5 protein-coding genes are annotated in these 12,613 nt (G+C 46.8%); all 5 read right to left on the bottom strand.

Annotated elements, in window-relative coordinates; genetic code table 11:
• Positions 1–89: 89 nt before the first annotated feature.
• The 5 genes from C6P11_RS01405 to C6P11_RS01385 all read right to left on the bottom strand — a co-directional run bounded on the left by C6P11_RS01405 (position 90) and on the right by C6P11_RS01385 (position 12,408).
• Positions 90–1,295 carry a KxYKxGKxW signal peptide domain-containing protein gene (locus C6P11_RS01405; protein WP_135518081.1) on the bottom strand — a complete coding sequence of 402 codons (1,206 nt, stop codon included), beginning with the start codon at positions 1,293–1,295 and terminating at the stop codon, positions 90–92.
• 439 nt (positions 1,296–1,734) lie between these two features.
• Positions 1,735–5,391: a DNA-directed RNA polymerase subunit beta' gene (gene rpoC / locus C6P11_RS01400; protein WP_135518080.1), complete on the bottom strand. Its 3,657-nt coding sequence runs from the start codon at positions 5,389–5,391 to the stop codon at positions 1,735–1,737.
• Positions 5,392–5,554: 163 nt separating this feature from the next.
• On the bottom strand, positions 5,555–9,166 hold the full coding sequence (rpoB, locus tag C6P11_RS01395; RefSeq protein WP_135518082.1) for a DNA-directed RNA polymerase subunit beta: 3,612 nt from the start codon (positions 9,164–9,166) through the stop codon (positions 5,555–5,557).
• Positions 9,167–9,434: 268 nt separating this feature from the next.
• A complete protein-coding gene (locus tag C6P11_RS01390; protein WP_135518079.1) occupies positions 9,435–11,930 on the bottom strand; it encodes an ATP-dependent Clp protease ATP-binding subunit in 2,496 nt (831 codons plus the stop codon).
• Positions 11,931–12,000: 70 nt separating this feature from the next.
• The gene (locus C6P11_RS01385) at positions 12,001–12,408 is read right to left on the bottom strand and encodes a CtsR family transcriptional regulator (RefSeq protein ID WP_135518078.1); all 408 of its coding nucleotides are present in this window, start codon (positions 12,406–12,408) and stop codon (positions 12,001–12,003) included.
• Positions 12,409–12,613: the final 205 nt, after the last annotated feature.

Raw genomic sequence — 12,613 nt, 5'->3', positions numbered from 1 at the left:
CTAACAAAATATCATAAAAAAGAGCTCCTATGGTTTTCACCCAACGGGTGAAAGCGCAAAACCCGCTGAAACGGTATTAACTTGTCGTTTCAGCGGGTTTTTGTTTGTCTTGATGAATAATCCGGGTTAAAGTTACGTGTTGTATCAAGTTGCTTCCAATATGATAATGTCCCTGCTTCATTACTGATTTCAGGTGTAAGTGCACGCCATTCAATTTGGTCTCCGGTACCAGCTTCAATCAACGTTTGACCAGCCGCCGAATTGGCATAACTAATCGCATTAGAAACGGACTGTGGCGCATCATAATATGAAGATGTATATGGGAAGTAATTTTTAGCAGCTGTGTAAACTGAATTTGCCAAAGACATCGTGGTCGTACGATCAGTTCCAGTTTGAGTTGCAGCTTTGGCAATGTAGCTATCATAAGACTTCATAAAGTAATTAGTGAGGTATGACTCATACGTGCTGTTAGCCTTGATAAAACTACTTCTATCGGCGTCTGTACCTTTCTTGCCGTTCATTGCATACGCAGAACTAGCAATTTCATCTGCAGACTTACCTGCCAAACTTGTAATGTCACCCGTGTGAGTAAATTGTGGCGTAACTTGTGCACTACCCTTGTACTCAAATGATGCACTCGTCTCGGCTGAATTAGTAATCGTTGTAGTTGCAACAGTCCCTTCAGACTGCATAGACAAAGAGCTGACTGTCGTTGATTGCGTTGGTGTTTGCGCCTTTTGAGCGGCTGATGCCACAGCATTTGCCAAACTATCCATGTTGATCTTAGCTGGCGCTGGCGTTTGCACATCTTGATTAACATCAGTTGACGCGCCCAAAGCATACGCCTTACGCGCGTTACCATCTGCGTCTACATCATCTTGCACCTTCACAGCATCAGCTGGCACAACAACACTACTTGCTAGTGATTGTGACGCACTCAAAGAAGCGTCTGCTGAAACAACAGACACTGATGTTGAAACTGATACTGGTGCAACTGAGCTTGCTGATGAGGCTGAAACTTCAGCGCTCACTGAAGAAGCGGGTGCGACTGATGCACTCGCGCTATCTAATACAACTGAGTCAGTTGGGGCGCTAACCTCAGCTGTTACTGAACTTTCTGATGCTGGAACCACAGCATCGACGCTATCAGCAGATGCGTCCGCTGACAACATTAAAAGCCCCCCTAACAATGATACCGTGGCCATTCCAGCGACTACCCAACGCTTACCGGCCTTGTACATCTTGTAGTGAGACTTTACCTCATAGTTACCCTTATTAATATTCATTTGTCGCATGACACAACGTCCTTCTTACTTCTCTCTTACTCTTTATAAGCATTTATTGTAAGGTCGAATTATGAAGAAAATGGGAATTTCAAGCGTTTTGCCCGCTAATTTTAGTTTCTGGGGTGGGACAAGTGCCTTGTGTACTGTATTCCAGAAGAAAATGGGAATGCATCTGCAATCGGTCGTCTTGGGTTTATAGTTAATACGTCGTGAGATTCTCTTACTAATTCTCAACTAAGACGTTTTATCTAGCTGACTACCCCAAATTTCGCTAGATGTGCTGGCTCAACCCACGAGCTTAGCATTGAAAAGAAAAGAGCAACTGGTACTTATATCGCAGAAAAGTATCAGTTGCTCTTTTTTCATATGTATACAAAAAAGCACTTCAACTAGATTCACATCTAAGTTGAAGTGCTTTTTGTTATGAACTAACAGCGATTAACCGAGATTAGTCGTTGTGCAAGTTCATTGAGTTTTCAATATCAGCGATTGAAGGAATCTTCGTACCCTCTTCAGTTGATACAACAACAGGATCTGCAACGACCTTGTCTTCAACAGCTTGGTATTGCTTCATACCAGTACCAGCTGGGATCAACTTACCGATGATAACGTTCTCCTTCAAACCAATCAATGGATCGTTCTTTCCACGGATAGCAGCATCAGTCAAGACACGAGTCGTCTCCTGGAATGATGCGGCTGACAAGAATGAGTTCGTCTCCAATGATGCCTTGGTAATACCAAGCAAAACTGGACGTGCTGTGGCTGGCAAGCCACCCTTCAACAACGTCTCTTCGTTAGCATCACGGAATTGCGCGATATCCATCAACGTACCTGGCAACAAGTCCGTCTCACCCGGATCCATGACACGCACCTTACGAAGCATTTGGCGAGCCATAACTTCGATGTGCTTGTCAGAGATCTCAACACCTTGCATACGGTAAACCCTTTGCACTTCACGCACAATGTAGTTTTCCGTAGCCAACGTGTCACGTACTTGGATGATTTCCTTAGGGTCAGCTGAACCTTCGTTCAACGTCTCACCACGGTGGATTTGATCACCTTCGGCCACACGCATGCGTGCAGTCATTGGCAACGTGTAAGTACGCGTATCCGTCTCACCTTGAACAGTAACTTCCTTAGTACGTTCTGCTGGGTTTTCTTCAATAGAAGTAACCTCACCAGTAACTTCAGTAATCATAGCACGGCCCTTAGGGTTACGTGCTTCAAAGATTTCTTGCACACGAGGAAGTCCTTGCGTGATATCGTTTCCGGCAACACCACCAGTGTGGAAAGTACGCATAGTCAATTGCGTACCAGGCTCACCGATTGATTGTGCGGCAACAGTACCAACAGCTTCACCAACTTCAACAACGTCACCAGTAGCCATGTTGCGACCGTAGTCGTATACGCAGACACCGTGTTCCGTGTTGCAAGTAAAGGCTGAACGAATGTTAACAGTCGTTACGCCGGCGTTGACAATGGCCTTAGCCTTGTCTTCGTCGATCATTTGGTTGTGAGCAACGATGACTTCACCAGTCTTAGGGTCGATAACAGCCTTTTGTGCGTAACGTCCCAAAATACGCTCGTACAATGACTCGATGACTTCGTTACCGTTCATGATTGCAGAAACATCCAAACCACGATCAGTACCACAGTCGATCTCACGAATGATAACGTCTTGCGCAACGTCAACCAAACGACGAGTCATGTAACCTGAGTCGGCCGTCTTCAAGGCCGTATCAGTCATACCCTTACGAGCACCGTGAGTTGAGAAGAACATTTCCAAAACTGACAATCCCTCACGGAAGTTGGCAATGATAGGCAACTCCATGATACGTCCGTTAGGCGCAGCCATCAAACCACGCATACCGGCCAATTGCGTAAAGTTAGAAATGTTACCACGAGCTCCTGAATCTGACATCATGAAGATGTTGTTATCAGGCTCGAAGTGCTCAATAAGCTTAGCAGTAATGTCATCCTTCGCTTGGTTCCAGATGGCAATAACACGCTCATAACGCTCATCGTCAGTAATCAATCCACGACGGAATTGCTTAGAAACAGTAGCGACTTGCTTGTGAGCTTCTTCGATGATTCCTGGCTTTTCCTTCAAGTCAGTAACGTCGGCCACACCAACCGTCAAACCAGACTTAGTTGACTCATCGTAACCCAAGTCCTTCATGCGGTCCAATAGCAATGACGTTTCAGTAACCTTGTAGATCTTGTAGACTTCGGCAACGATGTCTGACAAGAATCCCTTCTTGAATGGAGGCAAGATTGGCGTCTCAGCAAAGTGTGCCTTGATGTCAGTTCCTGGCTCCAAGAAGAAGCGGTCGTCAATGGCGTGCAAGTTAGCCTCAGTTGGCTCGTTCAAGTATGGGAAGTTGACTGGCAAGATGTCGTTAAAGAACAACTTACCAACAGTCGTCGTCATGATACGTGAACGTTGCTCGTCAGTGAATGGCTTTTCTGCAGGGAATGAAGACGTTTGAACTCCAATACGAGTGTGCAAGTGCACATACTTGTTTTGGAATGCAGTACGAGCTTCGTTGATATCCTTGAAGACCATACCTTCACCTTCACGACCAGCTTCTTCAGTCGTCAAGTAGTAGTTACCGATAACCATGTCCTGTGATGGGGCCACGATAGGCTTACCATCCTTAGGTGCCAAGATGTGTCCAGCGGCAAGCATCAACAAACGAGCTTCTGCTTGAGCTTCATCTGACAAAGGAACGTGGATGGCCATTTGGTCACCGTCAAAGTCGGCGTTATAAGCTTCAGTAACCAATGGGTGCAAACGCATAGCCTTACCTGGCACTAGGACAGGTTCGAACGCTTGAATACCCAAACGGTGAAGCGTTGGTGCACGGTTCAAAAGAACTGGGTGCTCCTTGATAACGTCATCCAAGACGTCCATAACAGCGTCATCACGACGGTCGATCATACGCTTTGCGGCACGGATGTTTCCAACCAAGTCACGCGCAACCAATTCCTTCATGATGAATGGGCGGAACAATTCCATAGCCATTGGACGTGGCAATCCCATTTGGTTCATCTTCAAGAAAGGACCAACGTCGATAACTGAACGTCCTGAGTAGTCAACACGCTTACCAAGCAAGTTTTGACGGAAACGTCCTTGCTTACCCTTAAGCATGTGTGACAATGACTTCAATGGACGGTTACCAGGACCAGTTACAGGACGTCCGCGACGACCGTTGTCAACCAACGCGTCGACGGCTTCTTGCAACATACGCTTTTCGTTTTGCACGATGATTCCAGGTGCGTTCAACTCCAACAAACGCTTCAAACGGTTGTTACGGTTGATAACACGACGGTACAAATCGTTCAAGTCAGACGTTGCAAAACGTCCACCTTCCAATTGCACCATTGGACGCAAGTCAGGTGGGATAACTGGAATAACATCCATAACCATCCACTCTGGCTTGTTACCTGACTTAACGAAAGCTTCGATAATGTCCAAACGACGAACGGCGCGAACACGCTTTTGACCAGTGGCCTCACGCAATTCTGCCTTCAACGTCTCAACTTCGGCTTCCAAGTCAACGTTTGACAACAACGTTTGTACAGCTTCAGCACCCATGCCAGCTTCAAATGCGCTACCATATTCTGCCTTCAACTCGCGGTACTCGCGTTCTGACAACAATTGCTTTTCAGTCAAAGGTGTATCACCGGCCTTTGTAACCACGTAAGAAGCGAAGTAAATAATCTCTTCCAATGAACGTGGTGACATGTCCAAGACCAATCCCATACGTGAAGGGATTCCCTTGAAGTACCAGATGTGTGATACAGGAGCGGCCAACTCGATGTGACCCATGCGCTCACGGCGGACCTTTGAAGACGTTACTTCAACGCCGCAACGATCACAAACGATTCCCTTGTAACGAATACGCTTGTACTTTCCACACGCACATTCGTAATCCTTGGTAGGTCCAAAGATACGCTCGTCGAAAAGTCCATCCTTTTCAGGCTTGAGCGTACGATAGTTGATTGTCTCAGGCTTCTTAACTTCACCATAAGACCAGCTGCGAATCTTGTCTGGGCTAGCCAGTCCGATTTGCATGCTTTCAAACTTATTGACATCAATCAATGGTTTGACCCCTTTCGTAGGTTCCTATATACAATCCAATCCAGCACTTCACTAAGTCCGTGCTTACCATGCTCGAATGATCAAACGCAGTAAGCACGAACCTAGCAATGTGCTAGGTTGGCTAACAATCTCTTAAAAGTAGCGCAGGGCTAAGAATAATCTCTTATTCAGCGTCGTTCAAGTTAACGACACCGTCAGCCTTTGGAGCTGATGCTTCGGCACCGTCGGCAGCAAATTCTTGTGCCAAACGTTGTGCTTCTGCATTAGCGGCTTCGATGTTAACGATTGAATCGTCATCATCCATGTCACGCAATTCGATCTCACGATCATCTGCGTCCAAGACCTTCATGTCCAAACCAAGAGCTTGCAATTCCTTAACCAAGACACGGAATGACTCCGGTACACCTGGCTTAGGGATTTGGTCACCCTTAACGATGGCCTCGTAAGTCTTAACACGACCAACAACGTCATCTGACTTGTACGTCAAGATTTCTTGCAAAGTGTGCGCAGCACCATAGGCCTCAAGGGCCCAAACTTCCATTTCACCGAAACGCTGTCCACCGAATTGCGCCTTACCACCAAGTGGTTGTTGCGTAACAAGTGAGTAAGGTCCGATTGAACGGGCGTGCATCTTGTCGTCGACCATGTGGGCCAACTTCATGTAGTGCATGATTCCGACAGAAACACGCTTGTCGAAGGCTTCACCAGTACGACCATCGTACAAGACAGTCTTACCGTCTGATGGCAAACCAGCTTCCTTCAAAGCGTCCCAGATATCCGCGTCACGGGCACCGTCAAAGACAGGTGATGCGATGTGGATACCCAATTCGCGAGCAGCCATACCCAAGTGCAATTCAAGCACTTGTCCGATATTCATACGAGATGGCACACCCATTGGTGACAACATAATGTCGATAGGCGTTCCGTCTGGCATGAATGGCATGTCTTCTGAAGGCACGATAACTGAAACAGTTCCCTTGTTACCGTGACGACCGGCCATCTTGTCACCAACTTGAATCTTACGACGTTGTGCGATGTAAACACGAACCATCATGTTAACACCTGGTGCCAATTCGTCACCGTTCTCACGCGTAAAGATACGAACGTCTTGAACGACACCGCCACCACCGTGAGGAACACGCAATGACGTATCACGAACTTCACGGGCCTTCTCACCGAAGATGGCGTGTAGCAAACGCTCTTCAGCTGACAATTCAGTAACACCCTTAGGCGTAACCTTACCAACCAAAAGATCACCGTCTTCAACTTCAGCACCGATACGGATAATTCCGCGCTCGTCCAAGTTCTTCAATTGCTCTTCACCAGTGTTAGGGATTTCGCGAGTGAACTCTTCAGGGCCAAGCTTCGTATCACGAGCCTCTGATTCGTATTCTTCAATGTGGATTGACGTGTAAACATCATCGCGGATCAAACGTTCGTTGATGATGATGGCATCTTCAAAGTTATATCCTTGCCAAGTCATGAAGGCGATCAATGGGTTTTGTCCCAAAGCCAATTCACCTTGCTCCATTGATGGACCATCGGCCAAAACTTCGTCGGCATCAACTGCATCCCCAACCTTAACGATTGGACGTTGGCTGTAGTTCTTACCAGCGTTTGAACGACGGAACTTCATCAATTCGTACTTATCAAGTGAGCCATCTTCGCGACGAACGCGGATTTCGCGACCGTCAACGTACTCAACCGTACCAGGGTACTTAGCAATAATGGCAACACCGGCGTCGTGGGCAGCCTTGTATTCGATACCCGTACCAATCAATGGTGCGTGTGGGTTGATCAAAGGAACCGCTTGACGTTGCATGTTGGCACCCATCAAGGCACGGTTAGAGTCATCGTTTTCCAAGAAAGGAATTGCGGCCGTGGCAACGGCAACAATTTGCTTAGGAGAAACGTCCATGTAGTCAACTTGGTCGATAGAAACTTCGACGTTTTCCTCACTCTTACGAGCCAAAACAACGTCAGAAGCAAATGATCCATCTTCGTTCAAAACTGAGTTACCTTGGGCAACGATGAAGTTATCTTCTTCGTCGGCCGTCAAGTAGTCAATCTTGTCCGTAACCTTGTGAGTCGTCCAGTCAACACGACGGTATGGCGTCTCAATGAATCCGTAACGGTTAACACGACCGTACGTAGCCAATGAGTTGATCAAACCGATGTTAGGACCTTCAGGCGTTTCGATAGGGTCCATACGTCCGTAGTGCGTGTAGTGCACGTCTCGGACTTCATAACCGGCACGGTCACGAGTCAAACCACCAGGTCCCAAGGCAGATAGACGACGCTTGTTCGTCAATTCTCCAAGAGGGTTAGTTTGGTCCATGAATTGTGACAATTGTGATGAACCGAAGAACTCCTTAACAGCTGCCACAACAGGGCGGATGTTAATCAATTGTTGTGGTGTAACCGTATCTGGGTCTTGGATAGACATACGCTCACGAACCACACGCTCCATACGGCTCAAACCGATACGGAATGTGTTTTGCAACAATTCACCCACACGACGGATACGACGGTTACCCAAGTGGTCAATGTCGTCCGTTGCGCCGATGCCCAATGGCAAGTTCAAGAAGTAGTTCATACCAGCGATAATATCAGCTGGTTGGATCGTACGAACAGATTCGTCAAATTGGCCGTTACCGATCACTGGCAAAACCTTTTCAGGATCCTCTGGGTTTTCAACCAAGACAGTTTGCAACGTCATAGGCGTCGTCACAACACCTTCGTCTGAAGGCGTAAATGTCGTCGTCTTAAAGTCGTCGCGGTCAAGGAATGGTGCCAAAGCAGCCATAACCTTCTTGTCGACAACCGTTCCCTTTTCGGCGATAACTTCACCAGTATCAGGGTCGGCCAACGTCTCACCCAACGTCAAGCCCATCAAACGCGTCTTCAATGACAACTTCTTGTTGATCTTGTAACGACCAACAGGTGCCAAATCGTAACGCTTTGGGTCAAAGAAGCGAGCCGTCAACAAGGCACGAGATGAATCGGCCGTCTTTGGCTCACCTGGACGTAGGCGTTCGTAGATGTCCTTCAAGGCCTCTTCGACACGTGAGTCGTTGATGTCCTTGTGAACGTCCTTATCCAACGTCAATGAGATTGAATCGTATTGGTCACCCAAGATTTGCAAAACCTCTGAATCTGATCCGTAACCTAAGGCACGAACCAATTCAGTAACAGGCAACTTACGCGTACGATCGATACGTACGTAGCTCAATCCCTTTGCGTCTGTTTCAAATTCCAACCAAGCACCACGGCTTGGGATGAACGTCGTACCGTAGTTAGGACGACCGTTCTTGTCCAATTCCTCGTTGTAGTAAACACCAGGAGAGCGAACAAGTTGTGAAACGATAACACGCTCAGCTCCGTTAATGATGAACGTACCTGATGGCGTCATCAATGGGAAGTCACCGAAGAACACGTCTTGTGACTTGATTTCACCAGTTTCTTGGTTCGTCAAGCGCAACGTTACGTGCAATGGTGCTGAGTAATTTGCATCGTGGTTACGAGCTTCTTCTACTGTGTACTTAGGCTCCATGAGCTTATAGTCCACAAATTCCAATGACAACTTTCCTTGGAAATCTTCGATTGGCAAAATGTCAGTGAACATTTCACGCAATCCTTCATCCAAGAACCAGTTGTATGAGTCCGTTTGGATCTCAATCAAGTTAGGCAAATCAAGGACTTCCTTGATTCGTGCGTAACTGCGACGAACACGGTGCTTACCGTACTTTACAAGCGTTCCTACCAAGTTTTCCACCTCGCTTTGATTTGGCCAACTGCGCACACCAGTTTCTTTACAGTTTGATTACAAAATCTGTTTTTTACCGGTTTTTGAGTGCAAAAAAGACAACGACATTTCCGACTTCGAAAACGCCACTGCCCCTGCTATAAAGGCTTTCAGGGACAATATTTCCTGTCAGCCGTTGTCTATGCACAATTAAACTACCTTATAGTATACAAGAAAAAGCAAGCATTATCAAGGTTTGCGTCCTTTGTCAATACTCGCTTTTTCAAATAAATTATGGTTATTCTGTGACCGTCTCTTTTGGCTCAGCCTTTGCCTTCACGTTAATCGTGATTTCGCCGGCCTTCGCACCGATTGTCACAACATCATTCGTTGTAATCTTGCCACTCAACAATTCCTCTGACAAACGATCTTCAACCTTCGTTTGTAGCGCACGACGAATTGGACGGGCACCGTATTCAGGATCGAAGCCAGCTTCGGCCACTGCATCAATAGCAGCTGGCGTCATCTTAACATCGAATCCTTGTTCTGAAATACGCTTCAACACTGACTTGGCCATCAACTTCACGATTTGGTGTAGTTCTGGCTTCGTCAAAGCATGGAAGACCACGACTTCGTCAATACGGTTAATGAATTCTGGACGGAACGTCTCACGCAATGTTTGACGAACAGTTGCATTCATTGCGTCGTAGTCCTTAGACTTGTCGACCGCACCGAATCCAACTGACTTCTCATCACGCAAACGCGTTGCACCCAAGTTAGACGTCATGATGATAATCGTGTTACGGAAATCAACCTTACGTCCCTTAGCGTCCGTTAGGTAACCGTCGTCGAACACTTGCAACATCAAGTTGTAGATGTCTGGGTGAGCCTTTTCAGCCTCGTCCAACAACACAACTGAGTATGGGTTACGACGAACCTTTTCAGTCAATTGACCACCTTCGTCATAACCGACGTAACCAGGTGCTGAACCAACCAAACGGCTTGCTGAGTATGCTTCACGGTATTCAGACATATCAACACGAATCATGTTGTCTTCTGAACCAAACATTGCTTCAGCCAATGCCTTAGCCAATTCAGTCTTACCAGTTCCAGTAGGTCCCAAGAACATAAATGTTCCAATTGGACGTTGTGGATCCTTCAAACCTGAACGGGCACGACGGATGGCACGCGCAGTTGCTGAAACGGCTTCGTCTTGACCGATAACACGGTCGTGCAAAACCTTCTCCAAGTTCAACAAACGCTCTTGTTCTGACTTTTCCATTTGCGTTAGTGGAATACCAGTTTGCTCTGAAACCACTTCAGCAACATCGTGCGTCGTAACTTCCAAGTCGTAGTTTGACGTTCCTTCAGGTTGCTCAGCATCACGTTCGGCGATGTACTTATCAACCTTCTTCTTTTGCGTCATTTCCTTCTTACGAAGTTGCGCTGCCAATTCGAAGTCCAAAGACTCGATAGCGGCATCCTTTTCAGCGCGGATAGCTTGCAACTTCTCTTCCAACTTAGCCAATGGCGTCTTGTGACCTGAACGATCGATACGAACCTTAGCCGCAGCTTCGTCCATGATATCGATGGCCTTGTCTGGCAAGAAGCGATCCGTGATGTAACGCACTGACAACTTAACAGCGTCAACTACGGCATCATCTGAAATGGCAACTTGGTGGTGTTGCTCATAACGTGACTTCAAGCCCTTCAAGATTTCAATGGCATCAGCTTCCGTTGGTTCGTCAACTTGCACTTGGGCAAAACGACGCTCCAAAGCAGCATCAGCTTCAATGTACTTTTGGTACTCATCCAACGTTGTCGCACCAATCGTTTGCAACTCACCACGAGCCAAAGCTGGCTTCAAGATGTTTGAGGCGTCAATGGCACCTTCTGCACCACCAGCACCAATCAACGTGTGCAACTCATCGATGAACAAGATGACGTTTCCGTCACGTTGGATTTCGTCGATAACCTTCTTCAAACGGTCTTCGAACTCACCACGATACTTCGTGCCGGCAACCAAAGAACCCATATCAAGCATCATCAAACGCTTCTTAGCCATGTCAGCTGGTACATCCCCAGCGACAATCTTTTGGGCCAAACCCTCAGCAATCGCCGTCTTACCAACCCCAGGCTCACCAATCAAGACTGGGTTGTTCTTCGTACGACGTGACAAAATTTGGATGACACGCTTAACTTCAGCAGAACGGCCGACAACTGGATCCATGCGGTGATCACGCGCTTGTTGCGTCAAATCACGCGCCAATGAATCAAGGGTTGGCGTTCCTTCCTGTGCTTGTTGGTTACCGCGACGGCCACCACGAGCATCCTTCTTGCGTGCCGTATCATTGATACCAAGCTTACGCAAAATGACACGACGCATCTCACCTGGATTTGCATCCAATGAAATCAAGATACGTGATGACAAAATTGAATCATCAGCCAACAATGCCAACAAGATGTGTTCCGTTCCAACACGGCTTTGTTGCATGTTGCGTGCTTCTTCACCAGCCATTTGCAACACTTCGCCAGCCTTTGGTGAGTATGGCAAGTAAGCTTCCTTTTCAGCACGTGACAACGTACCGTAACCAGTGAATCGCTCAATCTCCTCACGAATATCATCGTCAGAGATGTTAAATTGTTGCATTACCTTGCTAGCGATACCTTCCTTCTCGATGGCCAAAGCCAACAAAAGGTGCTCAGTACCAACTGCTTGGTGCTTAAAATACTTTGCTTGTTCTTGCGCCAAAACAAGTACGTTCTTGGCGCTTGGTGTGTATTGATTATCCATATTAATTACGCTCACTTTCAAACCGCATTCGGTTTAATAATTGACGTAGCAATCGTCCGCGTAGACGTCCTTAAACTTGAACATCCCCAACGTCCAACGCTTCCTTCGACAACATTGTCAGCAACAGCTCCTGCTCCCGTTCCGTTAATATCTCATCGCGTACTAGACTAGATAAGATATCGCGAACCTCACGAACACTCACCTGGTCAGAAAGACTTGATAACAACTCTTCAATATAATGAGGATCAGCCCTCAGCGGCACCCGCTCAATGCGGATAAAGCCACCGCCACCACGTTTTGAAATCACGCGATAACCTTGTTGAATTGAAAACCGCGTCTTAATGACATAGTTGATCTGCGAAGGCACAACGTTGAATCGTTCCGCAAGCTCTGCGCGCCGAATTTCAATCTGTTCTGATTGCTGCAAAATCTGTTTGAGATATGCTTCGATATAGTCTGACATATTTTGTTCAGCCATCTTTGCGCCTCCTTGACCAATGTTGACATTATTATAGAACGTGCGGTTCACTAATGCCAATAATTCGTCACGTCGTTCTGACTTAAGGTAAGTTTACCATTAAACACAAAAACCAAACAAAAAATTTCACACTTAATCGATTATGTAAATCGTACCAAACAAGTTTGCCTATTCAGTTCGAAATCTTGTGGTAAAACACGACAGA

Origin of the sequence: Weissella confusa (assembly GCF_004766315.1) — a bacterium.
Taxonomy (GTDB): Bacteria; Bacillota; Bacilli; order Lactobacillales; family Lactobacillaceae; genus Weissella; species Weissella confusa_A.
This window is presented reverse-complemented; position numbering and strand designations above follow the sequence as displayed.

Coding starts and splice junctions, on each gene's coding strand:
- C6P11_RS01405 (WP_135518081.1), bottom strand. CDS start 1,295: ATGCGACAAATGAATATTAATAAGGGTAACTATGAGGTAAAGTCTCAC.
- C6P11_RS01390 (WP_135518079.1), bottom strand. CDS start 11,930: ATGGATAATCAATACACACCAAGCGCCAAGAACGTACTTGTTTTGGCG.
- C6P11_RS01385 (WP_135518078.1), bottom strand. CDS start 12,408: ATGGCTGAACAAAATATGTCAGACTATATCGAAGCATATCTCAAACAG.